Origin of the sequence: Limnochorda sp. LNt (assembly GCF_035593265.1) — a bacterium.
Lineage (GTDB): Bacteria > Bacillota > Limnochordia > Limnochordales > Geochordaceae > Geochorda > Geochorda subterranea.
Map to the genome: position 1 here is coordinate 1,433,158 of NZ_CP141614.1, position 25,075 is coordinate 1,458,232.

The window sequence follows — 25,075 nt, forward strand, 5'->3', positions numbered from 1 at the left end:
GTGGGGCCGCACCGGGCGAGCGGAGCGGAGGCGGGACGGTCGGCGCCGCCCAGCGTCGCCATCGTCGCAGCCGGCACAGGCGGTCACATCTACCCGGCCCTGGCGGTGGCCGAGGCGCTGAGGCGGCTCGAGCCGGAGGTGGCCGTCTGGTTCTTGACGACGCGCCGGGGCCTGGGGCCCGAGATCCTGGCGCGGCACGGTCAGCGCTTCACGGTGGTGGTGGGCGAGCCGGCGCCGCGACGGCTGGCGGCGGGCGGGGCCTTCACGTTCGCCGCGGCCATGGCGCGGGCGCCTGGCAGGCCCGGGCGGCGCTGCGCCGGCACGGCGCCCGGGCGCTTCTGGCCACGGGCGGGTACGGGTCGGTGCCCGCCGTGGCCGCGGCCCGCAGCCTGGGGCTCCCATCGTCTGGCAGGAACAGAACGCCCTGCCGGACGCGCCACCGCCTGCTGGCCCGGCGGGCCCGGGTGGTGGCGCTGGGCTTCGAGGAGGCGGCCCGGGAGCTGCCCCCGGCGGTGCGCAGCCGGGTGCAGGTGACGGGCAACCCCATCCGCCGAGCCGTGGCCGAGGGCCTGCAACGGGCCGAGGCGGCGCGCCGGCTGGGGCTCGATCCGGCCCGCCGCACGGTGCTCATGGTGGGGGCGAGCCAGGGAGCCCGCCGCCTCAACGAGGCGCTGGTGCATGCGGTCCGGGAGCTGGCGGCCATCCCCGGCATGCAGGTGCTGGCCTCGACGGGGCGGGCCCAGTTCGAGGCGACGGTGGCGCTGCTGCGCCAGCATGCCCCCGAGGCCACCGTCGAGGGTCACCGGGCCCGGTTGGGCAGCGTGACGCTGGTGCCCTACCTGGAGGACATGGCGGCGGCCCTCTCGGTGGCCGACCTGGCCATCTCCAGGGCGGGGGCCATCTCGCTGGCGGAGCTGACGGCCCGCGGGCTGGCGCTGGTGCTGGTGCCGTACCCGCATGCGGCCGACCGCCACCAGGACGCCAACGCCCGGGTGCTGGAGCGGGCGGGGGCGGCGGTGGTGGTACCCGACGAGGCCCTGGACGCCAGGCGTCTGGTGGAGGTGGTGAGGGAGCTCCTGGCGGATCCGGCCCGGCTGGCGGCCATGTCCAAGGCCAGCCGGGGCCTGGGGCGCCCGCAGGCGGCCGAGGAGGTGGCGCGACTGGTGCTGCGCTACGCCACGCAGAGCCGGGCCTCGGCGTGAGCCGAGCCCTGGCGCACCGGGCCCTTCCCCCCCGCATAGCATGGAGCACCGGTGGGGGGAACGCTCCGGTGGATCGGCTCTCCGTCGTCGGTGGTGTGCCATTGGCCGGCACCATCCACGTCTCCGGCGCCAAGAACGCGGCCCTCAAGCTGATGGCGGCGGCCCTGCTCACCCGGCAGCCCTGCGTCATCCGCAACGTGCCCCGCATCCTCGACGTGGCCACCATGATGGGGCTCCTGGAGGGGATCGGCGCAAGGGTGAGGTGGACAGGGCCGGGCGAGGTGCGCGTCGAGGCACCCGGGTCCCTGGAGGGCGAGCCGCCACCGCAGCTGGTGCGCACCATGCGGGCCAGCGTGCAGCTGATGGGCCCGCTGCTGGCGCGCACCGGGCGGGTGCGCATCAGCCAACCCGGCGGCTGCAACATCGGTGAGCGGCCGCTCGATCTGCACCTGCAGGGGTTGCAGGCCATGGGCGCGACGGTGGTCCAGGAGGGTGGCTTCATCACGCTGCGAGCCCGGCGGCTGCACGGAGCCGAGATCGTCCTGGACTTCCCCTCGGTGGGGGCCACCGAGAACCTGATGATGTCGGCCACCCTGGCGGAGGGCACGACGGTCATCGCCAACGCGGCCCGGGAGCCCGAGGTGGTGGAGCTGCAAGGCTTCCTGCGGGCCATGGGCGCCCGGGTCGAGGGCGCCGGAGGCTCCACGGTGCGAGTGGAGGGCGTGCCGTCGCTGGGCGGGGCGACCTGGGAGCTGATGCCGGATCGCATCGAGACGGCGACCTGGATGGTGGCGGCCGCCATCACACGGGGGCACCTGCGGCTCGAGGGGGTGCGGCCCGACCACGTGGCGGCGGTGATGGCCCGCCTCGAGGCGGCCGGCGCCCGGATCCAGGCCGACGGCTCGACCATGGAGGTGGTGGGGCCGGCGGAGCGGCCGGTGCCGGTCTCCATCCGGACGCAGCCGTATCCGGGCTTCCCCACCGACGTGCAGCCGCAGTGGGCCGCCTTGATGGCCATGGCCCTCGGCACCAGCGTCATCCGCGAGGAGATCTACTCGCACCGGTTCCAGTACGTGCGCGAGCTGTGGCGCATGGGCGCCGACATCACGGTCGAGTCGAGGGTGGCCATCATCCGCGGGGTGCCGGCCCTGACGGGCGCCAGCATCGAGGCGCCCGACCTGCGGGGCGGGGCGGCGCTGGTGCTGGCCGCGCTGGCCGCCGAGGGCGCGAGCCAGATCCGCGGGGTGCACCACCTCGACCGGGGCTACGAGGCCCTCGAGCGGAAGTTGAGGCAGGTGGGCGCACGCGTCGAGCGGGCGTCGACTGAGGGCGGGCCCGCCGGCCGGCCCGGCCGGTCGGCGCCGCGACGTCCGCGGCGAGCGGGCCCGGCGAGAGGGGCGCGACGTTGCCGACCGCAGCACCGAGCCCGCGGCGGCGGGACGAGCTGGCGGCCCCGGCCGGGGCGCTGATGGCGATCGCGATGACGGTCGGCGCCTACGGGGTGCTGGCTTCGCCGCTGTTTCGGGTGCAGGAGGTGGTGGTCGTGGGCGCCGACGGCCCCACGGCTCAGCGCATCGCCGCTCGCCTGGCCCGGCAGCGTGGCGCCAATCTGCTGGCCGTGGAGGCGGCCGACGTCCAGGCGGCCACGGCCGGCGAGCCCCGGGTGGCACGCGCCTGGCTGGTACGCCGCCTGCCGTCGACGCTGGAGGTGGCGGTGCTGGCACGGGACCCGGTGGCGGAGGTGGCGGTGGCGGACCGCTTCTGGGAGGTGGACCGGCTCGGCGTGGTGCTGGGCCCGGCGGCCAGGCCCGGCGCGCATCCGACCCTGACCGGCGTGGTGCAGACGGGCGAGGGCCTGGCGGTGGCGAGGCCGGGCCCGCCCCGCCTAGTGCAGGCGGCGGCGCTGGTGAGCGAGCTGGGGCCGGTGCTGGGTGAGCGGCTGGCGGGGCTGCACGTCGACGAGGCGGGCGAGCGATGGGTCTACCTGACCGACGGCAGCGTCATCCGCTGGGGCGTCGCCCGCATCGGCCCCGACGAGGCGGCCCGGGACGCGCGGCGCGTGGAGGTGCTGGCCGCGCTGGTGGCCGAGCTGGGCTCCGCGCGGCCCTTCGAGGCCGACCTGCGCGACCCGCTGCGCGCCACCTGGCGACCCCGCTAGGAAAAAGACAGGGCCCGTCCTGATGGTGCAGAGGATGACGGTTGACCCCGCGGAACTATCGTGCTGGCTGCGACCGGCTGGGAGTTGGGGGCGGTCTCGACATGGCCCGATTCGAGATGGACTCTGGTCCTTACGCCAACATCAAGGTCGTCGGCGTCGGCGGCGGCGGGCAGAACGCGGTCAACCGCATGATCGAGGCCGAGCTGCGCGGCGTCGAGTTCATCGCCATCAACACCGATGCGCAGGCCCTGGCCCTCTCCAACGCCCCTCACAAGCTCCAGATAGGCGAGAAGCTGACCAAGGGCCTGGGGGCCGGTTCCATGCCCGAGATCGGGCAGAAGGCGGCCGAGGAGAGCCGCGACCTGATCCGCGAGGCCCTGCAGGGCGCCGACATGGTCTTCATCACGGCCGGCATGGGCGGGGGCACGGGCACCGGCGGCGCGCCGGTGGTGGCCGAGATCGCCCGCGAGGTGGCGGCCCTGACGGTGGCGGTGGTGACCCGGCCCTTCTCCTTCGAGGGGCGCCGCCGGATGCGGCAGGCGGAGGAGGGCATCGCCAACCTGCGGGGGCGGGTCGACACCCTCATCGTCATCCCCAACGATCGCCTGCTGCAGGTGGTCGACAAGAAGACCTCCATCGTCGACGCCTTCCGGCTGGCGGACGACGTGCTGCGCCAGGGCGTGCAGGGGATCTCGGACCTCATCACGGTACCGGGCCTCATCAACCTCGACTTCGCCGACGTGCGCACCATCATGTCCAACGCCGGGTCGGCGCTGATGGGCATCGGGCGCGCCAGCGGCTCCGAGGACCGGGCCGTCAAGGCGGCTCGCGCCGCGGTCTCGAGCCCCCTGCTGGAGTCCAGCATCCAGGGCGCCAAGGGCGTGCTGCTCAACATCACGGGCAGCTCCAACCTGGGCCTCTTCGAGGTCAACGAGGCGGCCCAGGTCGTCATCGAGGCGGCCGACCCCGAGGCCAACGTCATCTTCGGGGCGGTCATCGACGACTCCCTCAACGACGAGGTGAAGGTGACGGTCATCGCGACGGGCTTCTCCGACGACCGCCGCGATGACCAGCGCCCCGGCCAGGCCACCCGCGTCCGCGGCGGCGTGCCGGCCAGGGAGGACCGCACCCTGGAGATCCGGCCCCTGGTCCAGGACGATCTGGACATCCCGCCCTTCCTGCGCCGCCGCTGAGGCGACGAGCCCGTCACGTGGCCACCATGGCGGCCAGCTCCTGGCGGAGCTTCTTGATGATGCGCTTCTCCAGTCGGGAGATATAGGATTGGGAGATGCCGAGCAGGTCGGCCACCTGCTTTTGCGTGCGCTCCTCGCCGTCGACCAGCCCGAAGCGCAGCTCCACGATGCGCCGCTCCCGGCCGCTGAGGCGCTCCATGGCCGAGTGGAGCATCTCCTTTTCGACGCTGTCCTCCAGATGGCGCACGACGTCGCTCTCGGTGCCCAGGATGTCGGAGAGCAGCAGCTCGTCGCCCTCCCGGTCCGTGTTGAGGGGCTCGTCCAGGGAGACCTCCGCCCGTGTCTTGGCGTGGCGGCGCAAGAACATCAGGATCTCGTTCTCGATGCAGCGGGAGGCGTAGGTGGCCAGCTTGATGCGCCGGCCGGGGTCGAAGGTGTGGACCGCCTTGATGAGGCCGATGGTGCCGATGGAGACCAGGTCTTCGATCGCGATGCCGGTGTTGTCGAATTTGCGGGCGATGTAGACCACCAGCCGCAGGTTGTGCTCGATGAGAGGCGAGCGCGCCGCCAGGTCGCCCACGGCCAGCTGACCGATGAGGCGCGCCTCCTGCTCACCCGTCAGCGGCGGCGGCAGCACCTCGCCCGAGGCGGGGCCGACGTAGCCTGCCAGGTGCGCCATGGCGCGCCGCCCCCAGGTGGCGAGCCGCTGCCGCAGGCAGGTGGCCAGGACGCTCATCCACGCCACGACGCCTCGGCCCCGTCGCATGCACTCACCCGGTCTCGACACCGACGACTCCTCCTTCCCGCTCCCGGCCCGTCGACTCCGGCAGGTCCCCCTGGGACGACGGGCCCGGCGCCGTCACGTACTCGGCCGGTATCAAGGCCTGCGCCCCGTCCTGCTCCAGCGGCGTGGGCGACAGGGCGACCACCGCCGGCCCCAGCCGCGAAGGCGGGCCTCCGGCCCCGTGCAACACCAGCAGGTCGGCTCGAAAGGCGGCCATCACCCCCCGTTCGGTGCCGACGGCCCGGAAGGGCACCAGCCGGAAGCGCCGGGCCCATTGCGGTGCCAGCGCCGGCAGCCGCACGGCCAGCGACAGGGGCTCCCGGGCCAGCCGGTCCAGGCGGTCTCGCAGCGCCGGCTCCAGCAGGGACGCCAGCGCACCCGGGTCGATGAGGATGACGGGCAGCCCCTCCACCGGCTCCCGCAGGCGGTTGCCGGTGTCGACCAGGCCCTCCACCTCCAGGCGCTGGTGCTCGAAGCGCAGTACCACCCGCACCCGCAGCGCCCGGGCCAGGGCGGCGGCGGCCAGCCTGGGTCGCACCACCGTCGCCACGGCCGCCAGCGTCCCCAGCGAGACCAGTGGCCCCGTGGCGCGGGGCCCCGCCCCGCCCAGCAGGCTCTGGGCGGCCATGCCCGCTCCCGCCGCCACGCAGCCCACGGCCCACAACGTGGCCACCAGGGGGCCCAGGGCGCGCAGCCCGGGCACCCGGTAGGCCGCCGCGATCATGAGCCACGAGACGGCCAGGCATGACAAGACCAGCAGGGCCGGCGAGACGGTGGGCGGCAGCAGGGTAAAGGAGGCCGCCCCGATCCAGGCGCCCAGCGCCAGGCGAGACGGCACGGCCGGCCGCCCGTGCAGACGTCCCGTCGCCCACAACAGCGCGTAGTCGAAAACCAGGTTGGCCACCAGGTAGGCGAGCCCAGCCATCCCCCAACCCCTCGGCGATGACCTGGCTGCGGGCCGTGCCCTCTGTCCTGGATGGCTATGAAGGGCCCCGCCGCGCCATGCGTGGTCACCCGAATAGCCCCCGCCCGGGCCGGCCATACTCGCGATGAGGCTGCATCAAGGTGGGCGTCATGGCACACAGCACGAAGGTCGAGATTTGTGGGGTCAACACGTCTCGGTTGCCGGTCCTGACCAACGCGCGCATGCGCGAGCTCTTGGTGCGCATGCGCAACGGCGATCCGACGGCCCGGGAGGAGCTGATCCGCGGCAACCTGCGGCTGGTGCTGAGCGTGATCCAGCGCTTCAACAGCCGGGGCGAGTACGTGGACGACCTGTTTCAGGTGGGCTGCATCGGCCTGATGAAGGCCATCGACAACTTCGACCTGAGCCAGAACGTGAAGTTTTCGACCTACGCGGTGCCGATGATCGTGGGCGAGATCCGGCGGTACCTGCGGGACAACAACCCCATCCGGGTGAGCCGGTCCTTGCGCGACGTGGCCTACAAGGCGCTCCAGGTGCGCGATCAGCTCACCTCCAAGTATTCGCGCGAGCCGACCGTCGCGCAAATCGCGGAGGAGCTCGACGTCCCCCGGGAGGAGGTCGTCGCGGCCCTGGACGCCATCCAGGAGCCCGTCTCCCTCTTCGAGCCCATCTATCACGACGGCGGGGACCCCATCTACGTCATGGACCAGGTCAGCGACGACCCCAGCCCGGACAGCACCTGGCTCGAGGGCATCTCCATCCGGGAGGCCATCCACCGGCTGGGCCCCCGGGAGCAGCGGATCCTGAGCATGCGCTTCTTCGAGGGCAAGACGCAGATGGAGGTGGCAGAGGCCATCGGCATCTCCCAGGCGCAGGTCTCGCGGCTGGAGAAGGCGGCTCTCAAGCAGCTGCGCCGCCACATGACGAGCTGAGCCGGAGTGCCGTGAGGCCGTGGGGACCGTGAGGAGGCATGGACGCGCAGCGAGCGTGGCCGTGGCGGCGGCGGTGGCCGCCCTGGTGGGATCGGTCCTGGCGGTGGCCGTCCCGGGCGGCGCCTCCGCGTCGGCGCTGCCGGGGGTGGCCGCCGGGGCGACGGGCGAGTGGGGCCTGCTGCGCCTGCACGTGGTGGCCCACTCGGACCGTCCCGAGGATCAGCAGACCAAGCGGCAGGCGGCCCAGGCCGTGCGAGAGGCGCTCGACTGGCTCACGCGCTCGGCTCCGCCGTCGGCCCTCGTCGACGCCGGGCAGATGGCTGCCTACCTGCGCGCCCGGGCGCCCGTGCTCGAGCAGGCGGCGGCTCGGGCTTCGGGCCAGCACCCGGTGCGGGTGACGGTGGGCCCCGCCTTCTATCCGGTCAGCGTCGACGACGCCGGGCGTCTCTACCCGGCGGGCTGGTACCTCGGCGTGCGCGTCCTGATCGGGGCGGCTGCCGGCCGCAACTGGTGGTGCGTCGTCTTCCCGTCGCTGTGCCCTGCCGCGCGCCCCGACGGGACGCCGGCTGCCCAGGCGGCCGAGTCGGGCAGGTCGACCCCGGCACCCGAGCCCTCAGCCACGCCAGCGGGAGATGCGAGCGACGGGGCACCGGCCACCCAAGGAGCGGCGCCCACCGGCGCCCTCACCGCCTCCTCCGGGCCCGCGCCGTCCCGGCCCTGGTGGGTGCGGTGGTTGCCCTGGCACTGGTGGTAGGGCCGGGCGCCGCCGCCATAAGATGAGGGAAGAGGAGACGGTCCGCCACCGCTCGATCCCATCCCGCAGGAGGGCCGTCCGGGGGGCGTCGGGGTGAGGGTGAGGGCGTCAGACCTGCGGGCCAAGGACGTCGTCAACGTCTCCGACGGGCGCAAGCTGGGCTACCTCTACGACCTCGACATCGACGTGGAGTCGGGGCGGATCCGCTCCCTGGTGCTGCCGGCCGGTGGACGCCCCGGGTGGTTTCGCGGGCGCGATCGGGACATCGAAGTGGCGTGGCACGACATCGTCAAGGTCGGCATCGACGTCATCCTGGTCGACCTCCCCGGCAGCGTCTCGCCCCGGCCGGGCCCCGACCCCCCCACCCAGGGCCTGTGATAAGATGGGTCGCGGGGCGACTGCCCGGTGAGGTGTCCTTTCTGCTCGGAGCCCGACACCCGGGTCATCGACTCCCGCCTCACGGAAGAGGGGGCCGCCGTTCGCCGCCGTCGTGAGTGCCCCCGCTGCGGGCGGCGCTTCACCACCTACGAGCGAGTGGAGGAGATCCCCCTCATGGTCGTCAAGAAGGACGGCCGGCGGGAGCCCTTCTCGCGCCAGAAGGTGCTGGCGGGCGTCATGAAGGCCTGCGAGAAACGCCCCATCCCCGTGGCGCGCATCGAGGAGCTGGTCAGCCGCGTCGAGGAGGCGGTGCGCACCCAGGGCGAGTACGAGGTGCCCTCCCGCCTCATCGGGGAGCGGGTGATGGAGGAGCTGCGGCAGCTGGATCCCGTCGCCTACGTCCGATTCGCCTCGGTCTACCGCGACTTCCAGGACGTGACGGGCTTCGTGGCCGAGGTGCGCCAGTTCCTGGACCGGGCCGGGCAGGGACCGGCCCCCGCTGCCGATGCGGAGTAGCGGGCCGGCGAGCCCTGCCCGGAGGGTCGCCTGGCTGTTTACCGACCGGCGGGGCGGCGTCAGCCAGGGCCCCTACCGTTGGCTCAACCTGTCGGCCGCCGTCGGCGACGACCCGCACCGGGTCGCCGACAACCGCCGCCGGGCGACGGCCCGGCTGGGGCTCGGGGAGGCGCCGCAGGTCGGCGTCTGGGTGGCCAGCCAGGTGCACGGCCGCGACGTGCTGCGCGTGAGCTCGGCCGCCGCCGGGGAGCCGGGCCGGGCGGATGGAGGTGGCCGGCCGGGGCGACGCCCTGGTGGCGACCGAGCCCGGCCAGGCCGTGGCCGTGCTGGTGGCCGACTGCGCGCCCGTCCTGCTGGCCGACCCCCGGGGTCGGGCCGTCGCTGCTGTCCACGCCGGGTGGAGAGGACTGGCCGCCGGTGTGGTGCCGGCGGCGGTCGAGGTGCTGGCCGGCGAGGCAGGGAGCCATCCCGCCGACCTGGAAGCGTGGGTGGGGCCCTGCATCCGCGGCTGCTGCTACGAGGTGGGGCCCGAGGTGGCGGAGGCGTTGAGACGGGCCGTGGGGCCCGCGCCGTCGGCGCAGGGGCTGCCGGGGTACCTGCGGGCCGGGTGGGGGGATCGCTTCTGGCTCGACGTGGCCGAGGCGGCCCGGCAGGCTCTGCTGCGCAGCGGGCTCAGGCACGAGCACCTGTGGGTCGACGGGCGCTGCACGGCCTGCCACCCGTCGCTCTTCTTCTCGTATCGCCGTGACGGGGCTCGGAGCGGCCGCATGGCCGGGATGATCGCGCTCATGGAGGGGTAACGCGGTGAAGTCGCACCGCTGGCAAGCCGAGCTGGCCGGCCTGGCTGTCGTCTTCGGCGTCCTCTATGCGGGACTCGCCCTCTTCTGGGGCCAGGCGGGGCAGGCAGGCGCCTGGATCGCCGCCGCCCTGTGGCGCCACCTGGGGCTGGCCTCGGCTCTGGCCCTGCTGGCGACCCTGGGCGTCGGGTGGCGCCTGGTGCGCGGGCCCGAGCTGGCCGGCACCGTGCTGCGGCTCGGGGGGCCGTGGCGGCGGTCGCCGGCGTCTCGGCGGGGCTGGAGCTGGCGACGGGCGTCGGCCGGTGGACCAGCGCCTACCGGCCGGCCGGCGCGCCTTCCTCGCCAGCCCCGGCGGCGAGGCGGGCCGGTGGCTGGCGCGGTGGCTGGAGCAGGCGGTCGGCCTGAGCGGCGCCTATCTGGCCGTCGCGCTGATGCTCCTGGCCGCGGCCGCGCTCGCCTTCGAGGTGTCGCCCGCTCGCCTGCTGGAGGCGCCCGTGCGCGCCGGCGCGTCCGGGTGCGGCTGGCCCTGGCGCTGGCCTGGCGAGCGGGGCGCTGGCTGGGTAGGGCCGGCTGGCAGGCCGCCGTGGGCTGCTGCCGCGGCGCCGGGGGCGGCACCGGCTGTGGCGGCCGCCCGGACGCCGAGGGCGCCCCGAGGCGGTGCTGCCGGTGCCGCGACCCGGGGCCGCCGCCGGGGTGGGCGCGCCGACGGGAGATGGCGTTGGCGGAGGTGGCCGTGGACAGGCCCGGAGCTGGCGGCGCGCCCGCGCCGGCCTGGCTCCCGTGGCGGCCGACGGCGCGCGGCGACGGAGACGCACCTGGAGCCGTCCCCGCCCGGGCAGCCGGGCGGGGTGCCCGTCACGCGGGGGGGCCGGGAGCGCCGGGCGGCCCGAGGAGGCGCCCGCCGTGCCGTTGACGGGCGGCGTACGGGGCCACTGGCGCCTGCCCTCCTCCAGCTTGCTGGCGCGACCGCCCGCGCGGCGCCGGGGGGGCGACGAGCAGGAGGTGGCCAGCCGCAGCCGCGTGCTGGAGCAGACCCTGGCCAGCTTCGGCATCGAGGCGCGGGTGGTGAGCCACACCCGCGGGCCCGTCGTCACCCGTTACGAGATGGCGCTCGCCCCCGGCATCAAGCTGAGCCGGGTGGTCAGCCTGGCCGACGACCTGGCCCTGGCGCTGGCGTCGACCGGCGTGCGCATCGAGGCGCCGGTGCCGGGCAAGCCCGTCATCGGCATCGAGGTGCCCAATGCCACGGTGGAGACCGTCTACCTGCGGGAGGTGCTGGAGTCGCCGGCCTTCGCCCGCTCCCAGGCGCCGCTGGCCCTGGCGCTGGGCAAGGACGTGGCGGGTGAGCCCCTCATCGCCAACCTGGAGCGGCTCATCCACCTGCTCATCGCCGGGGCGACGGGTTCCGGCAAGAGCGTCTGCCTCGCCTCCATCATCATGAGCCTGCTCTACCGGCTGACGCCGGACCAGCTGCGGCTGCTGCTCATCGACCCCAAGCGGGTGGAGCTGACGGTCTACGAGGGCATCCCCCACCTGCTGGCCCCGGTGGTGACCGATGTGCGCCAGGCCGCCGCCGCGCTGCGATGGGCGGTGCGCGAGATGGAGGCGCGCTACCAGGTGCTGGCCCGGGCCGGCGCCCGCAACCTGGCGGCCTACAACCAGCTGGCGGCCCAGGGCCGGGTGAGCGAGCCGCTGCCCTACGTGGTGGTGGTCATCGACGAGCTGGCGGACCTGATGCTGGTGGCGGCCGCGGACGTGGAGGACAGCATCTGCCGGCTGGCCCAGATGGCGCGGGCGGCGGGCATCCACCTGGTCATCGCCACCCAGCGGCCCTCCACCGACGTCATCACGGGGCTCATCAAGGCCAACATCCCGTCGCGCCTGGCCTTCGCCGTCTCCTCGCAGGTGGACTCGCGCACCATCCTCGATACGGGCGGCGCCGAGCGGCTGCTGGGCCGCGGCGACATGCTCTACCACCCCCTGGGGGAGCCCAAGCCGGTGAGGGCGCAAGGTTGCCTGGTGACCGACCGAGAGATCGAGCAGGTGGTGGCCTTCTGGAAGAGCCAGGGTGAGCCGGACTACCGGGTCGATCTCTTCGAGGAGGAAGAGAAGGGGGCCGAGGCCGAAGGGGACGTCGACGACGCGCTCTACGACGAGGCGGTCAAGCTGGTCGTGGAGGCCGGCCAGGCGTCGGTCTCCATGCTGCAGCGGCGGTTTCGCATCGGGTACGCCCGCGCCGCGCGCCTCATCGACCTGATGGAGCAGCGGGGGGTCGTGGGGCCGTATCAGGGCAGCAAGCCCCGGGAGGTGCTGCCGCCCTACCGCCGCCGGGAGCGGTCGGCCTGACGCCGGGCTCAGGCGCCCGTCGAAGTGAGGTCGTATGCCCAGATGGAGTCGAGACCCAACGTAGCCGGCGACGAGCGTGGGGCGGCCGGGCCCGAGCCCGTCGAGCGCCCCGAGGCGCGCGGCCGCCTCGGGGCCATGCTGCGCGAGGCCCGGGAGGCGCGTGGCCTCAGCCTGCAGGCCGTCTCGGAGCGGACACGGGTCCGCGCCCCGTTCCTCGAGGCCATCGAGGAGGGGCGCTACGAGGAGCTGCCGGGACCGGTCTACACGCGTGGCTTCCTCAAGCTCTATGCCCGGGCGGTCGGGCTGGACCCGGCGCGGGTGCTGGCGGCCTGGGAGCGGGAGGCGCCCCAGGCGGCACGTCCCGAGCCCGTCGAGAGCGGCCCTCCCCGGCGGGAGCGGGCGCGGCCCTGGTGGATGCCCGATCCGCTGCTGCGCGCCATCGAGCCCCGCGAGCGGGTGCGGGCCGCCGTCTCGGCCACCCTGGTCGTGGTGGTGGCGGCGGTGGCGGGCACTTGGCTGCTGTCGACGGCGACCCGCCCGCGCCCCTCCGACGTGGCGCGGACGCCGGTGCCTCTGGAGCCGCTGCCGTCCGGCGAGACGCCGGAGCCGCGCGTGCTGGCCCTGGGCGTACCGGGCCTCGACGAAGGCTCCCCGAGTCGCCTGCCGGAGCCGCACCGGCCACCTCGGGGTCCGGGCGGCTCCGGACGCCGCACGACGGCGCCCGAGCCCGCTCCGACGGCGTCTCCTCGGCCGAGCCGCGCCGGGATGAGTCCGCGCGACCTGCCTCGGCCGGGCGGCATCGCCGGCCCATCGGCCGCCGCGACGGCGCCGGCGGGTGCCGAGCGGGCCGGTGCGGGCGTCGAGGTGGTGGCCGTGGTGCGGGAGGCGGGCTGGCTGGAGGCCTACGTCGACGGGCGCCGGGCCTTCTCCGGCACCGCGCAGGCCGGCGAGACGCTGCGGTGGCGGGGCCAGCAGCTGATCTCGCTCCGCCTGAGCCGTGCCGAGGGCGTCGATCCGGTCGTCGATGGCCGGGCTCGGCCCGGCCGGCCGCGGTGACGACCCGGCACTTCTTCGCGCAGGAGCCGGCGCACGATGAGCGCCCGAGCGGCCCGGCCCCGGGCCGAGCGGCAGGGGCGTCTCGTGCGCCTGATGGCGGCCGATGGCCACCTGCGCGTCGTCTCGGCCGTCACCACGCCGGTCGTGGAGGAGGCGCGCCGGCGCCACGGGCTCTGGCCCACGGCGGCAGCGGCTGTGGGCCGGCTGATGACGGCCGCGGTGCTGATGGCCTCCATCCTCAAGGACGAGGACCGGATCATGCTGCAGCTGGTGGGCGACGGGCCGCTGCGGCACGTCGTCGCCGAGGCGACCGCCAGCCTGCGCGTCAGGGCCTACGCGGCGGAGCCCCGGGTGCACCTGCCCCTCAACGACCACGGCAAGCTGGACGTGGCCGGGGCGGTGGGCAAGGGGAGCCTGCACGTCATCCGGGACCTGGGCCTCAAGGAGCCCTACCGCGGCGCCGTGCCCCTGGTCAGCGGCGAGATCGCCGAGGACGTGGTCCACTACCTGACCGTCTCCGAGCAGTCTCCCTCGTCGGTGGCGCTGGGCGTGCTGGTCGGCCTCGACGGCCACATCCAGGCGGCCGGCGGCTTCTGGCTCATGCCGATGCCGGGGACGCCCGATGAGCTGATCGGGGAGATGGAGCAGCGCCTGAGGCGCATGCCACCCGTGAGCCAGCGCATCGACGAGCTGGGGGTGCCGGCGGATCCCGCAGCCCTGGTGGCGCCCCTGCTCGAGGGCCTGGATGTGCGGGTGTTGCAGGCGGCGCCCGTCGAGTTTCACTGCCCGTGCAATCGAGGGCGATTCGAGGCGGGGCTGGTGGCGCTGGGCGCGCAGGAGTTGCGCGCCATCGCGGCCGAGCAGGATCCGGTCGAGCTTCGCTGCCGCTTCTGCAACCGGCGCTACCTCTTCCCGGCCCGCCGGCTGCTGGAGCTGGCCCGCCGGGCCGAGCGACCGTCGTTGCGGCTGGTGGAGAAGCCGGAGCCCTCGTGAGGTGGTCATGCTAGCGTGATTCGTCGCATCATCGGGGCCCTGGTCGGGCTGCTCGCGATCTCGCTGCTCTTCTCCCACGCGATCACCGACTGGCAGTGGTTCGCGTCGTTGGGCTACCTCCCGCTGATGGTGACGCCCTGGCTCTGGCGGCTCGCGGTGGGCGCGGGGGCGGGGCTGCTCAGCCTGGTGGTGCTCTACACGAGTCTCCTGGCGGCACGTCCCGTGCTGGCGAGGGCCTACCTGCGGCCCGACCTGCCCCGGCCCCTCTCGGGGCGGTCGTGGCAATGGGTGCGGCGGTGGAGCGCCCTGCTGGTGGTCGGGCTGGCGGCGGCGCTGGGCGTCTCGGCGGCGAGCCGGTGGATGGACGTCGCCCTCTTCTTCCATCGGCGTCCCTTCGGCATCGAGGACCCCGTCTTCGGGCGCGACGTGGCCTTCTACGTCTTCGCGCTGCCGGCGGTGCAGCTCGTCACCTCGACGCTGCTGGCGGCCGTCTTGCTGGCCGGCGTCCTGAGCCTGCTGGTCTACGCGCTGGCGGGGCTGCTCGACTGGCGCCACCAGGGCGAGGGGCTGGCCGGCCGTCCCCGGCTGCACCTGATGCTGCTGCTGGCGATGCTGGCCCTGCTGTGGGGGGTGGAGAGCTGGCTCGCCCGCTACGATCTGCTCTTCTCGCCCCGGGGGGTCTTCTTCGGGGCGTCGTACGCCGACGTCCACGTACGGATGCCGGCCCGGGCGGTGGCCGCCGTGCTGGCCGGGGCCGCCGCCATGCTGACGGCCTGGGCTGCCCTGGGAGGGCGGGCTCGCTGGGCCGCGGGGGCCGCCGTCGCCGCGCTGGTGGCCACCGTCGGGGGCGGACTGCTGGCGGAGGCGGTCCAGCAGGTGGTGGTGCGCCCCAACGAGCTGGCCCGCGAGGAGCCCTACCTGCGCCATCACATCGAGATGACCCGGCGGGCCTACGCCCTGGACCGGGTGCAGGAGGTGGCCTTCGAGCCGGCCCCGGCGCTGGACGCCGCGGGGGTCACGGCCGCCGAGGCGCTGCTGCGCGAGGTGCGCCTGTGGGACTGGCGGCCCCTGCTGACGGTCTACGCCCAGCTCCAGGCCTTTCGCCCGTACTACAGCTTCCTGGAGGTGGACGTGGACCGCTACCTGGTCAACGGGCGGCTGCGGCAGGTGATGCTGGCCGTACGCGAGCTCGACACCAGCCGGCTGCAAAACCCGAGCTGGGTCAACTTGCGCCTGCAATACACCCACGGCTACGGGGTCGTGATGAGCCCCGTCGCCGAGGTGACAGCGCAAGGGCTGCCCCGGCTGGCGGTGGCCAACCTGCCGCCCCGCTCCGAACCCGGGTGGCCCGAGCTTCGACGCCCCGAGGTCTATTTCGGAGAGCTCCTGTCGGGGTGGGTGGTGGTGGGCGGGCGGCGGCCCGAGTTCGACTACCCGGCCGGCGAGGAGAACGTCTTCACCCGCTACGAGGGACGCGATGGGGTGCGCCTGGGCTGGTGGAACCGCCTGCTCTTCGCCACCCGCTTCGGAAGCCCCGAGCTCTTGCTGTCGCGTGAGGTGGGGCCCGACAGCCGTGTCTTGATGTACCGCAACGTGATGGAACGCATCCAGCGGCTGGTGCCGTACCTGCGCTACGACCGCGATCCCTACCCCGTCGTCACCGACGACGGGCGGCTGGTCTGGATGGTGGACGCCTACACCGCCACCGACCGCTTCCCCTACGCCCGTCCGGTGGCGGGCTGGGGCAACTACGTGCGGGCCTCGGTCAAGGTGACCGTCGACGCCTACGACGGCACGGTGGACTTCTACCTCGTCGACCCTGCCGAGCCCCTGGCCGCCGCGCTGTCGTCGCTCTTGGGCGGCTTCATGAAGCCCTTGTCGGAGATGCCGGAGGATCTGCGCCGGCACATCCGGTATCCCCAGGATTTCTTCATGGTGCAGGCCGTCATGCTGGCCTCCTACCACATGGAAAACCCCGTCGTCTTCTACAACCAGGAGGACCGCTGGGACATCGGCCGCGAGATCTACGGCGAGGCCGAGGTGACCATGGAGCCCTACTACGCCATGGTCGACCTGGGCGAGGGGCCTGAGTTCGCGCTCCTCTTGCCCTTTACGGCCACCGGCCGGCAAAACATGGTGGCCTGGATGGCGGCCCGGTGCGACGGGGAGCGCTACGGCGAGGTCCAGCTCTACGTGCTGCCCAAGCAGGAGCTGACCTACGGCCCCATGCAGCTCGAGGCGCGCATCAACCAGGATCCCGACATCTCCCGGGAGCTGACCCTGTGGGGCCAGCGCGGCTCGCGGGTGCTGCGGGGCAACCTCATCGTCGTGCCCGTGGCGGGCACCATCCTGTACGTGGAGCCCCTCTTCCTGGTCTCCGAGCAGAGCCAGCTCCCCGAGCTGCGCCGGATCGTGGCGGGCACCCAGACGCAGCTGGCCATGGCCACCGACCTGTCGTCGGCCCTGCGGGCGCTGACCGGTCAGGGCCTCTTGACCTCGCCCGAGCCGGGCGGGCAGCCGCCGCAGGAGGCTGGAGCGCCCGTGGCGGGGCTGCCCTCCTCCGTCCAGCAGGCCGTGCGGGAGGCGCTCCAGGCGCTGGAGTCGGCCCGGCAGCGGCTTGCGCAGGGCGACTGGGGAGGTTTCGGCCGGTCGATGCAGGAGCTGCAGCGCCTGCTCGAGCGTCTGGCGGGCGACGAGGCCGGCGATTCGTGAGGGGCCGCTGCGAAGGCTTGTCATAGGGTCGCCCCCTTCGCCCATAGACCTGGGGCGAAGGGGGTCGGTGCTGGTGGCGGCCGGTCAGGGGAGGACGTCACAGCGCGCCGGCGGGCCAGGGCTGCTCTTCGTGCTGGTCGCGCTGTTGGTGGTGGCCGTGGTGGGCGCCCGGTTTCTGGGCCTGGTGCCCGGACAGCGGGAGGGTACGCCGTCGAGGCCGCCGTCACAGCAGCAGGGCCAGCCGCAGGCACGAAGCACGCCGGCCGTGCTGATCTACCACGCGCACACGACGGAAAACTACCAGCCGGCTCAGACGCACGAGAAGGGCCGGCCCGGTGGCGTGTCGGAGGTGGGAGCCGAGCTGGCGGCGGTGCTGGAGCAAAACGGCATCCGCGCCATCCACGACAAGACTGTGCACGATTACCCCAACTACAGCGAGGCCTTCGTGCACTCGGTCAACACGATCAACAACCTGTTGCGAAGCAATCCCGACGTGATGGTGGTGCTGGACGTCCACCGAGACGCCCTGTCGGACGAGTATCCCGACGGCTACACCACCGCGGACATCGACGGCCAGAAGGTGGCCAAGATCCTGCTGGTGGTGGGCGACGTGGCCAACCCGTACGCGGATCAAAACCTGGCCTTCGCCGAGGCGCTTCGCTCCAAGATGAACGACCTCTACCCGGGCCTCTCGCGGGGGATCAAGGTGCAGCACGCCGCGCTCAACGGGCACGTCCACCCCAACTCGGTGACGGTCTTCATCGGCGACTACCGTGACAACACGCTGGACGAGGCCCGGGCGGCCGCGAGGATGCTGGGACATGCGCTGGCGCGGCTGTTTGAGGAGCAGGCGGCCCGCATGACCCCGCCCGCCGCCCGGCCCGACACGGCCACGTCGCCGCAACGCTAGACGGCAAGGAGAAGCGTGGCGACCACGGATGCAGCGATCGACGCACTACCACCTGATGGGCATCGGCGGCACGGGCATGAGCGCCCTGGCCGAGCTGCTGCACGGCGCCGGCGCCAGGGTGAGCGGATGCGATCTGGACGTGGCCGGGCCGGCGGCCCGGCACCTGGCCTCGCTGGGCGTCGAGGTGCACCCGGGCCACGACCCGGCCCACCTCGACGACGTGGATGTGCTGGTGGTCTCCAGCGCCATCGCCGCCGACCACCCCGAGCGACAGGCGGCGGAGCGCCGGGGGATCCCGGTGCGCCACCGGGCCCGGGTGCTGGCCGAGACCCTGGCGGGCCGGCGCCTGGTGGCGGTGGCCGGGGCGCACGGAAAGACCACCACCACGGGGCTCATCGCCCACATGCTGACCCAGGCCGGGGTGGATCCGGTGGTGGCCGTGGGCTACGCGCTGCCGGGGGTGCCGACGGGGGCCCGTTGGGGCCGCGGCGAGTGGGCCGTCGCGGAGGTGGACGAGAGCGACGGCTCGTTCCTCTGCTTCTGGCCCGACGTGGCGGTCATCACCACCGTCGAGCCCGATCACCTGGAGAACTGGGGCCACTCGTTCGAGCGGCTGGTGGAGGGGTACGTGCGCTTCGCGGGCCAGACGAGGCCCGACGGGGCGTGGGTGCTGGGCGTCGACAGCCCCGTGGTGCGGCGGCTGCTGGATGGCGAGGGGGGAGAGCCGGCGCGCCTGGAGGCGGCGGGGCGGCGGGTGGAGCGCTACGCGGTGGAAGCGGAGGCCGCACGCCTGGGCGCGGCCCGCTGGACGGCGGCCGACGTGCGGCTGGAGGGGCGGGGCTCGAGCTGGACCGCGTTGCGAGACGGCCGCCCGGTGGCGCCGGTGCGCCTGTCCATCCCGGGCCTCCACAACGTGGCCAACGCCCTGGCCGCGCTGGCCGTGGCCGAGGCCGTGGGCGTCGATCTCCAGCAGGCGGCCCGGAGCCTGGCCGGGTTTACGGGGGCGCGCCGGCGCTTCGAGGTGCTGGCCGACCGGCTCGGCGTGATGGTGGTGGATGACTACGCCCACCACCCCACCGAGATCGCCGCCACCATCCGGGCCGCCCGCCAGGGCTACCCGGATCGGCGGGTGGTGGCGGTCTTCCAGCCCCACCGCTACCATCGCACCGCTGAGCTGATGGAGCCGCTGGCGGGAGCCTTCGACGAGGCCGACGCGGTGGTGCTGACCGAGATCTACGCCCCCCCGCCCGAGCGGCCCATCCCCGGCGTCGACGGGCAGGCGCTCTTCCACCGCATGGTGGAGCGGCCTGCCTGGCAGGGGAGGGCGAGTCGGGCGGCCTTTTGCCCCACGCTGGAGGAGGCCTACGCCCGGGCCCTCGAGGAGGCGACGCCCGGCACGCTGCTGCTGGTGATGGGTGCCGGCAGCGTGACCCGACTGGCTCACCGGCTGGCGCAGAGCCTGCAGGCACGCGGGTAAACTACCTCCCGCATGGTGCGGCCTACCCCCATCCGGCTGTCGGCCCGGTGGCGCCGGACGCTCTTGCAATGGGCCGGAGACGGCCCGGAGCCGGATGCCCGGGCCTTCTTGCTGTGGCCGCGGCTGGTCGAGCGACTCGACGCCGCGCAGCCGGCCGAGCTCTTGTGTGCCACGGCCATGCCCGTCCGCCTCTACCCCCACCAGCGCGCCGCGGTCCTGCGCATCGTGGGGCCCCTCGGGGGGCGCGCCCTCCTGGCCGACGAGGTGGGCATGGGCAAGACCATCGAGGCGGGCGCGGTGCTCAAGGAGCTGTGGCTGCGGGGGCGACTGCGCCGGGCCCTGGTGCTGGTGCCGGCCGCACTGGTCGCACAGTGGCGGTGGGAGCTGGCCCATCGCTGCGACTTGCGGGTCTGCGTGCATCCCCACCACGAGCACGGCTGGGACCGTGACGAGATCGTCCTGGCGTCGTTGGAGACGGTGCGGCTGGAGCCTCACGCGTCGGCGGTGCAGGCGGCGCCCTGGGACCTGGTGGTGGTCGACGAGGCTCACCGGCTCAAGGATCGCCAATCGGCCGGGTTCCGGCTGGTGGCGGGGCTGCGCAAGCAGGGGCTGCTCTTGCTGACGGCCACGCCCGTGCAAAACAGCCTGGAGGAGCTCTACAATCTGGTGAGCCTGCTGCGCCCGGGCCAGCTGGGCACCCCGCGCCTCTTCCGGGCCGAGTTCACCCAGGGCCCCCGGACGCCTCGCGATCCCGCCCGGCTGCGGCGCCTCGTGGGCGAGGTGATGGTGCGCACCCGCCGGCACGATGCCGGCATCGTCCTGCCGCCTCGGGAGGTGAGGAGCGTCGCGGTGCCGTTCACCGAGACGGAGCGTCGCCTCTACGAGCGGCTGCTGGCGTTGCTGCGGGAGGTGGGGCGGCGGGGCGGACGGGGGCCCGACGCGCTGCTGGCCGCGACGCTGCTGCGGGAGGCCACCAGCAGCCCGACGGCCCTGGCCGGACCTGCGGCGCCTGGCGACGTCGCCGCCGGGCGAGGCGTGGAGGCGCTGCGCGAGGCCCTCGTGCGCCTGGCGTGCCTGGCCGCCCGGGCCGCGGCCGACGGGGCGGCCCCAAGGTGCGATGGCTGGTGGCCCACGTCCGGAGCGGGGTGCGCCCGCCGGCAGCCTGGTGGCCTTCACGCAGTTCGCCGCGACGGCCCGCCGGGCGGCCCGGGCGCTGCAGGAGGCAGACGTCGAGGTGGCCCTGATCTGCGGGGCGCAGGAGCCGGCCCAGCGCGAACGGCAGCTGATGCGCTTCCGCAGCCGGGCTCCGGTGCTGGTCAGCACCGACGTCGGCAGCGAGGGCCACAACCTCCAGCATGCCTGGCGGCTGGTCAACCTCGATCTCCCCTGGAACCCCATGCGGGTGGAGCAGCGCATCGGCCGGCTGCATCGGCTGGGCCAGAGCCGGCCCGTGGAGGTGGTCCACCTACTGGTGCCCGGCACCATCGAGGAGGACCTGATGGCGCGCATCTACGAGAAGCTGGGGATGTTTCGCGAGGTGATCGGCGACCTCGACCAGGTCGTGGCCGCGCTGCCGGGCGGGCTGGCCGGGCAGGTGCGCGACATCGTGCTGGCCTCGCCCGACGACGAGACCATGCGGCAGCGCCTCGAGGCCGTGGGCTCCTTCCTGGAGCGGCAGTGGCGGCGCTGGCAGCGGGCCCGGCGCCTCACCGAGGCGGTGCTCGACGAGGCTCCAGTACTGCAGGAGGCGACGGTCGCCCCCGCGACGGGTTCGGGATGACGCAGGACCGCGAGCCGCAGCCGCTGCCGGGGCTTGTCGCGCAGGCCCTCGAGGCGCTGGGGTACCGCGTCGGCTGGGTGGCGCCCGAACTGCTGCGGGCCGAGCCGCCGGGGGAGGGGACACGGCGGGCGCTGCTGGTGGCGTGCGACCCGGCGTGGCTTGCGCGGGCGCCGGGCGTGACGCTGGCGGCGCCCGGCAGCGACGGCGCGCGGCGGCTGTGGCAGGCCGTGGCCGAGCGAGGCCGGCGAGCGGTCTTCGTGGAGGGGCTGCCGGGCCATGCCGGGCGGCTGCAACGTTCGTTGTGGTTTCGATGGCTGCTGGTGGTGACGGGCTTCGCCCTGGCGGAGGGGGCCCGGCGATTCGTCATCGACGTGCGCGTCACGACCGAGCCGGAGCGGGCCGAGCCCATGGAGCCTCACCAGGCGGCCGCCAGGGCCACGCCGGGCCGGTCGCAGGAGGCGAGACGCGCGGCCGCCGCCCTGGGCTGGGTCGCCCCTTACGAGGCAGAGCGACTGGGCCGCCTGGCGGCGCGGGTGGCGCTGCGAGTCGCCCGCACGCACGTCGAGGCCATGGAGCGGGAGCTCACCCCGGTCCACGAGGCGGAGCGGCGACGCCTCGAGCGCTACTTCGACGACCGCCGGGCGGAGGAGACGGCCCGCATGGGCCGCTGGCTGCACCGGGCGCTGGCCGCGGAGCTGTACGCGCGGCTGGCGGCGGATCCGGAGCTGGCCCGCCAGCTCCAGACCCGGGCAGGGGAGATGGCGCGCCTGGCCCGGCTCCAGCAACAGACGCTCGAGTCCCGGCTCGCTTCGCTGGAGCGCGAGCGGGCCGCCGCCCTGGCCGAGGCGGAGGCGCGCTTCGCCCTGAGAGCCGAGCTGGTGCCGGCCGGGATGGCGGTGGTCTGGCACCCGGCGTCGTGAGGCGCTCGTGGGCGGCTCGCAGGAAGGCGGGCTCCGGGCCGGGAAGCATCCGCTCGCCATGGAGACCCGAGCCTTCGTCGAGCGTCTCACGCAGGATCCGGAGTACCGCACGCGGGTGCAAGCGCTGCGGTGGTTTCCCGCCCGCCCGGCCCGCTTCGCCGAGCTCTCGCCCCCGCCACCGCCCCCGCTGGCCCAGGCCCTGGCCCGCCGGGGCATCCAGCGCCTCTACACCCACCAGGCGGCCGCCGTCGCCCATGCCCGGGCCGGCCGGCACGTGGCCGTCGTGACGGGCACCGCCAGCGGCAAGAGCCTGGCCTATCACATCCCGGCGCTGGAGGCGCTGCTGGCGGATCCGTCGGCCACCGTGCTGTACCTCTTCCCGACCAAGGCGCTGGCCCAGGACCAGCTGCGCTTCGTGCTGGAGCTGACGCGGGGCGAGGACGGCCGGGAGGATCCCTGGCGGCTGATGCCGGGCACCTACGACGGCGACACGCCGCCCGACCGGCGCCGGCGGCTGCGCCAGTCGTCGCGCCTTCTCATCACCAACCCCGACATGCTCCACGCGGGGCTCCTGGGCCACCACGTGGCCTGGGGGCGCTTCTGGCGGGGGCTGCGCTACGTCGTCGTCGACGAGATGCACGTCTACCGGGGGCTCTTCGGCTCGCACGTGGCCAACGTGCTGCGGCGCCTGCGCCGCATCGCCCGGCAGTGGGGGCGGGAGCCCACCTTCATCTTGGCCTCGGCCACCATCCGCAACCCTCAGGAGATGGCCGAGGCCCTGGCGGGCGGGCCCGTGGAGGTGGTGGAGGACGACGGGGCGCCCCGGCCCGAGCGTTGCCTGCTCCTGTGGAACCCGCCCCGGGTGGGGCACCCGCCGGCACGCCGGTCGGCCAACCTCGAGGCCGCGGAGCTGATGGCCGAGCTCGTGGCGGAGGGGGTGCCCACCATCGCCTTCGGGCGGGCCCGGGTGGTGGCGGAGCTGTTGTACCGCTACACCCGGGAGCGGCTGGAGCGCATCGCCCCCTCCCGGGCGAACCGCATCGCCCCCTACCGGGGCGGCTACCTGCCCGAGGAGCGGCGGGCCATCGAGCGGCGGCTCTTCGAGGGGGAGCTGCTGGGGGTCTGCAGCACCAACGCCCTGGAGCTCGGCATCGACGTGGGCCAGCTGGGGGCGGCCCTGCTGGTGGGCTATCCGGGCTCGGTGGCGTCGATGTGGCAGCAGGCGGGGCGGGCGGGGCGCAAGGAGGGGCCCGGCCTGGCGGTCCTGCTGGCGCACGACGCCCCGGTGGACCAGTACCTGATGCACCACCCCGACTACCTCTTCGCCCAGAGCCCCGAGCCGGGGTTGCTCAACCCCGACAACCCCCAGGTGGTGCTGGGGCACCTGCGTGCCGCCGTCTACGAGCTGCCCCTCAAGCCGGCCGAGCTCGAGGCCTTCGGACGCTGGGCCGAGGCGCTGATGCGCCTCCTGCTGGATGCCGGCGAGGTCTGGTGGGACGGCACCTACTGGCGCTGGAAGGGGCGCTTCTACCCGGCCGGGCAGTTCGGCTTGCGCACGGCCTCCGACGCCACCTACACCATCATGGAGATGGAGAGCGGACGGGTCATCGGCAGCCTCGACGAGGCCAGCGCCTTCTTCCAGCTCCATCCCGAGGCGGTCTACCTGCACGGGGGCGAGACGTACCTGGTGCACCGGCTGGACCTGGAAGGCCGGGTGGCCTGGGTGCGCAAGGAGCCCCTCGACTACTTCACCCAGGCCGTTGCCGAGCAGCGGGTGCGGATGGTGGAGGATCCGGCGGCGCCGGTGCTGGAGCGGGCCGTCGGACCCGGGTCCGTGCGTTTCGGCGACGCGGTCGTGACCCAGATGGTCTACATGTTCAAGAAGATCCGGTTCGAGAGCCGCGACAGCCTGGGCTGGGGCCGGGTGGAGCTGCCGCCCACCGAGATCTACACCCACGCCCTGGCGCTGGCCCCGACACCCGAGGCGCTGGCGGCTGTGGCGGCGACGGGGCGCAATCCCCTGGAGGGGATGTGGGGAGCGGCCAACGCGGTGCTGGGCGTGCTCCCGCTCTTCGCCGGCTGCGACGGCTCCGACGTGGGTGCGGTGGTCGACTCGGGGCCGCACGCCGCCCCGGCCATCTTCGTCTATGACCGGCATCCGGGCGGGGCGGGCTTCGCCAGACGCGCCTTCGACGAGCTGGAGTCCGTGCTGGAGGCGGCCCGGGAGCTGGTGGCACGCTGCCCCTGCGAGTCGGGCTGCCCGTCGTGCGTGGGAGCGCCGGTACCGCCGTCCTCGCAGGTGGACCCCGAGCAGGCGACCCGCGGGCGGGTGCCCGACAAGGCGGCGGCGCTGCACCTGCTGATGTTGCTGACGGGGGCCGCTCCCCTGCCCGAGGCGGTGTCGGGTGCAGCCCGGGGCGGCCCTCGGCGGGTGCCGGCTGACGGGCGCTGCCGGCGGGCGGAGGTGGAGCCCCGGCCCGACGGGAGCCCTCCGCGGTGCCCGATCGGGACGCGCAGGCGGCCCGGCCGGCGCGACCCGTCGAGCCTCCGCCGCTCAAGGGCCCGTCGTTGCCGCGGGATCTGGAGGTGCGGCTGCGGGCCCAGCTGCAGCGGATGGCCCAGCGGCCGACCGACCCCGAGGCAGCGGAGCGAGACGGGGCGGCGGGGGCCAGGCGCGTCCCGGTCCACGTAGATGATGGCCGCCATGGTGGTGAAGAGCCGGAGCCGGGGCCCGGGCGGTCCCGGCCGTCTCCGGGGCGTCGAGCCGCCGCCGCTGCAGGGCGGGCAGGGAGGCGTAGGTGCGCGCGGCCGCCAGGGCGGCCAGCTCCAGGCATCGCCCAGCCGGGCGCGCGCGCGGCCGAAGCCGCGGAGCCCGGGTGGCGACCCCAGCGGACGGGCAGGGCCTCGCGGGCGCGCGAGCCGCGCGGCGGGCCGTGCCGGGCCACCGGCCAGTAGACGGGCCGTTGCCGGCGGGGCGGCGGGTGAGGGCTCCAGCGGCGCCCAGGCGACGATGGGAGCCGATGGGGGCAGGGAGCCGGGTGTGCCGGGGTCGTCGGCGACGGCCTCCAGCCACGTCCAAAGCGCCGGCCGGTGGCGCTCGGCGGGCTGGTGCAGCATGCCCAGCCACCCCAGATCCAGAGCCAGCGCCCGCAACTCCCACCAGCGGCGCGAGCAGGCGTCGACCGGCTCGAAGGGGGCGGGGGGCCCGTCCGGCTGCCCGGCCGCGGGGGTGGCCCCGCCCT

22 protein-coding genes and 2 pseudogenes are annotated in these 25,075 nt (G+C 74.5%); 22 read left to right on the forward strand and 2 right to left on the reverse strand.

What is annotated here, in order from left to right; all coding sequences use genetic code 11:
• The 5 genes from VLY81_RS06700 (at window position 1) to ftsZ (ending at window position 4,553) form a co-directional block, all read left to right on the forward strand.
• Window positions 1-534, forward strand: a complete 534-nt coding sequence (locus VLY81_RS06700; RefSeq protein ID WP_324670244.1) for a glycosyltransferase — start codon at window positions 1-3, stop codon at window positions 532-534.
• The gene (locus VLY81_RS06705; protein WP_324670245.1) at window positions 468-1,202 is read left to right on the forward strand and encodes a UDP-N-acetylglucosamine--N-acetylmuramyl-(pentapeptide) pyrophosphoryl-undecaprenol N-acetylglucosamine transferase; all 735 of its coding nucleotides are present in this window, start codon (window positions 468-470) and stop codon (window positions 1,200-1,202) included. Before VLY81_RS06700 ends, VLY81_RS06705 begins: the two co-directional genes overlap by 67 nt.
• 68 nt (window positions 1,203-1,270) lie before the next feature.
• On the forward strand, window positions 1,271-2,671 hold the full coding sequence (gene murA / locus VLY81_RS06710; protein ID WP_324670246.1) for a UDP-N-acetylglucosamine 1-carboxyvinyltransferase: 1,401 nt from the start codon (window positions 1,271-1,273) through the stop codon (window positions 2,669-2,671).
• 11 nt (window positions 2,672-2,682) lie between these two features.
• Window positions 2,683-3,360, forward strand: coding sequence for a cell division protein FtsQ/DivIB (locus VLY81_RS06715; RefSeq protein ID WP_324670247.1), 678 nt, complete (start codon window positions 2,683-2,685; stop codon window positions 3,358-3,360).
• A 101-nt stretch (window positions 3,361-3,461) separates the two neighbouring features.
• Complete coding sequence (gene ftsZ / locus VLY81_RS06720; protein ID WP_405001304.1) at window positions 3,462-4,553, forward strand: cell division protein FtsZ; 1,092 nt, start codon at window positions 3,462-3,464, stop codon at window positions 4,551-4,553.
• Between the two features lie 13 nt (window positions 4,554-4,566).
• Here ftsZ and sigE read toward each other — a convergent pair whose 3' ends face one another.
• Both sigE and VLY81_RS06730 read right to left on the reverse strand, forming a co-directional pair.
• Window positions 4,567-5,232 carry an RNA polymerase sporulation sigma factor SigE gene (sigE, locus tag VLY81_RS06725; protein ID WP_324670355.1) on the reverse strand — a complete coding sequence of 222 codons (666 nt, stop codon included), beginning with the start codon at window positions 5,230-5,232 and terminating at the stop codon, window positions 4,567-4,569.
• A gap of 91 nt (window positions 5,233-5,323) precedes the next feature.
• Entirely contained in the window at window positions 5,324-6,262 is a 939-nt protein-coding gene (locus tag VLY81_RS06730) for a sigma-E processing peptidase SpoIIGA (RefSeq protein ID WP_324670249.1), read from the reverse strand.
• A gap of 149 nt (window positions 6,263-6,411) precedes the next feature.
• Here VLY81_RS06730 and sigG point away from each other — a divergent pair, with 149 nt between their 5' ends.
• From sigG to VLY81_RS06805, 17 genes and pseudogenes are all read left to right on the forward strand, one after another.
• Complete coding sequence (gene sigG / locus VLY81_RS06735; RefSeq protein WP_324670250.1) at window positions 6,412-7,194, forward strand: RNA polymerase sporulation sigma factor SigG; 783 nt, start codon at window positions 6,412-6,414, stop codon at window positions 7,192-7,194.
• Window positions 7,195-7,249: 55 nt separating this feature from the next.
• Window positions 7,250-7,948, forward strand: coding sequence for a stage II sporulation protein R (locus VLY81_RS06740; RefSeq protein ID WP_324670251.1), 699 nt, complete (start codon window positions 7,250-7,252; stop codon window positions 7,946-7,948).
• A gap of 99 nt (window positions 7,949-8,047) precedes the next feature.
• Window positions 8,048-8,326 (forward strand): YlmC/YmxH family sporulation protein, encoded by a 279-nt coding sequence (locus VLY81_RS06745; protein WP_324670252.1) that lies wholly within the window; start codon window positions 8,048-8,050, stop codon window positions 8,324-8,326.
• Between the two features lie 27 nt (window positions 8,327-8,353).
• Complete coding sequence (gene nrdR, locus VLY81_RS06750; protein WP_324670253.1) at window positions 8,354-8,842, forward strand: transcriptional regulator NrdR; 489 nt, start codon at window positions 8,354-8,356, stop codon at window positions 8,840-8,842.
• Window positions 8,832-9,038 (forward strand): annotated as a pseudogene (locus tag VLY81_RS14665) (laccase domain-containing protein); the annotation flags it as partial. The gene nrdR and the pseudogene VLY81_RS14665, both read left to right, overlap by 11 nt.
• Before the next feature lie 67 nt (window positions 9,039-9,105).
• Window positions 9,106-9,642, forward strand: coding sequence for a peptidoglycan editing factor PgeF (gene pgeF, locus VLY81_RS06755; RefSeq protein WP_324670254.1), 537 nt, complete (start codon window positions 9,106-9,108; stop codon window positions 9,640-9,642).
• A gap of 4 nt (window positions 9,643-9,646) precedes the next feature.
• The gene (locus tag VLY81_RS06760) at window positions 9,647-10,552 is read left to right on the forward strand and encodes a hypothetical protein (protein ID WP_324670255.1); all 906 of its coding nucleotides are present in this window, start codon (window positions 9,647-9,649) and stop codon (window positions 10,550-10,552) included.
• Window positions 10,543-11,985: a DNA translocase FtsK gene (locus VLY81_RS06765; RefSeq protein ID WP_324670256.1), complete on the forward strand. Its 1,443-nt coding sequence runs from the start codon at window positions 10,543-10,545 to the stop codon at window positions 11,983-11,985. The genes VLY81_RS06760 and VLY81_RS06765 overlap by 10 nt, the downstream gene beginning before the upstream one ends.
• Before the next feature lie 42 nt (window positions 11,986-12,027).
• Window positions 12,028-13,041 (forward strand): helix-turn-helix domain-containing protein, encoded by a 1,014-nt coding sequence (locus tag VLY81_RS06770; protein WP_324670257.1) that lies wholly within the window; start codon window positions 12,028-12,030, stop codon window positions 13,039-13,041.
• A 36-nt stretch (window positions 13,042-13,077) separates the two neighbouring features.
• On the forward strand, window positions 13,078-14,034 hold the full coding sequence (gene hslO / locus VLY81_RS06775; protein WP_324670258.1) for an Hsp33 family molecular chaperone HslO: 957 nt from the start codon (window positions 13,078-13,080) through the stop codon (window positions 14,032-14,034).
• A gap of 15 nt (window positions 14,035-14,049) precedes the next feature.
• Window positions 14,050-16,746 carry a UPF0182 family membrane protein gene (locus VLY81_RS06780; RefSeq protein WP_324670259.1) on the forward strand — a complete coding sequence of 899 codons (2,697 nt, stop codon included), beginning with the start codon at window positions 14,050-14,052 and terminating at the stop codon, window positions 16,744-16,746.
• 73 nt (window positions 16,747-16,819) lie between these two features.
• Window positions 16,820-17,656, forward strand: a complete 837-nt coding sequence (gene spoIIP, locus VLY81_RS06785; protein WP_324670260.1) for a stage II sporulation protein P — start codon at window positions 16,820-16,822, stop codon at window positions 17,654-17,656.
• A gap of 28 nt (window positions 17,657-17,684) precedes the next feature.
• A complete protein-coding gene (gene murC / locus VLY81_RS06790; RefSeq protein ID WP_324670261.1) occupies window positions 17,685-19,133 on the forward strand; it encodes a UDP-N-acetylmuramate--L-alanine ligase in 1,449 nt (482 codons plus the stop codon).
• A 177-nt stretch (window positions 19,134-19,310) separates the two neighbouring features.
• Window positions 19,311-20,009 (forward strand): annotated as a pseudogene (locus VLY81_RS14670) (DEAD/DEAH box helicase); the annotation flags it as partial.
• Between the two features lie 289 nt (window positions 20,010-20,298).
• Complete coding sequence (locus VLY81_RS06795) at window positions 20,299-20,913, forward strand: C-terminal helicase domain-containing protein (RefSeq protein WP_324670262.1); 615 nt, start codon at window positions 20,299-20,301, stop codon at window positions 20,911-20,913.
• Window positions 20,910-21,833, forward strand: coding sequence for a hypothetical protein (locus VLY81_RS06800; protein ID WP_324670263.1), 924 nt, complete (start codon window positions 20,910-20,912; stop codon window positions 21,831-21,833). The genes VLY81_RS06795 and VLY81_RS06800 overlap by 4 nt, the downstream gene beginning before the upstream one ends.
• Window positions 21,834-21,891: 58 nt before the next feature.
• Window positions 21,892-24,525, forward strand: coding sequence for a DEAD/DEAH box helicase (locus VLY81_RS06805; protein WP_324670264.1), 2,634 nt, complete (start codon window positions 21,892-21,894; stop codon window positions 24,523-24,525).
• The last annotated feature ends 550 nt before the right edge of the window (window positions 24,526-25,075 follow it).

What these genes read in the sequence shown, in the direction of transcription:
- ftsZ (WP_405001304.1), top strand. Translation starts at nt 3,462, where the DNA reads ATGGCCCGATTCGAGATGGACTCTGGTCCTTACGCCAACATCAAGGTC.
- VLY81_RS06800 (WP_324670263.1), top strand. Translation starts at nt 20,910, where the DNA reads ATGACGCAGGACCGCGAGCCGCAGCCGCTGCCGGGGCTTGTCGCGCAG.
- pgeF (WP_324670254.1), top strand. Translation starts at nt 9,106, where the DNA reads ATGGAGGTGGCCGGCCGGGGCGACGCCCTGGTGGCGACCGAGCCCGGC.
- sigG (WP_324670250.1), top strand. Translation starts at nt 6,412, where the DNA reads ATGGCACACAGCACGAAGGTCGAGATTTGTGGGGTCAACACGTCTCGG.
- VLY81_RS06805 (WP_324670264.1), top strand. Translation starts at nt 21,892, where the DNA reads ATGGAGACCCGAGCCTTCGTCGAGCGTCTCACGCAGGATCCGGAGTAC.
- VLY81_RS06730 (WP_324670249.1), bottom strand. Translation starts at nt 6,262, where the DNA reads ATGGCTGGGCTCGCCTACCTGGTGGCCAACCTGGTTTTCGACTACGCG.
- murC (WP_324670261.1), top strand. Translation starts at nt 17,685, where the DNA reads ATGCAGCGATCGACGCACTACCACCTGATGGGCATCGGCGGCACGGGC.
- sigE (WP_324670355.1), bottom strand. Translation starts at nt 5,232, where the DNA reads ATGGCGCACCTGGCAGGCTACGTCGGCCCCGCCTCGGGCGAGGTGCTG.
- VLY81_RS06715 (WP_324670247.1), top strand. Translation starts at nt 2,683, where the DNA reads ATGACGGTCGGCGCCTACGGGGTGCTGGCTTCGCCGCTGTTTCGGGTG.
- hslO (WP_324670258.1), top strand. Translation starts at nt 13,078, where the DNA reads ATGAGCGCCCGAGCGGCCCGGCCCCGGGCCGAGCGGCAGGGGCGTCTC.
- VLY81_RS06770 (WP_324670257.1), top strand. Translation starts at nt 12,028, where the DNA reads ATGGAGTCGAGACCCAACGTAGCCGGCGACGAGCGTGGGGCGGCCGGG.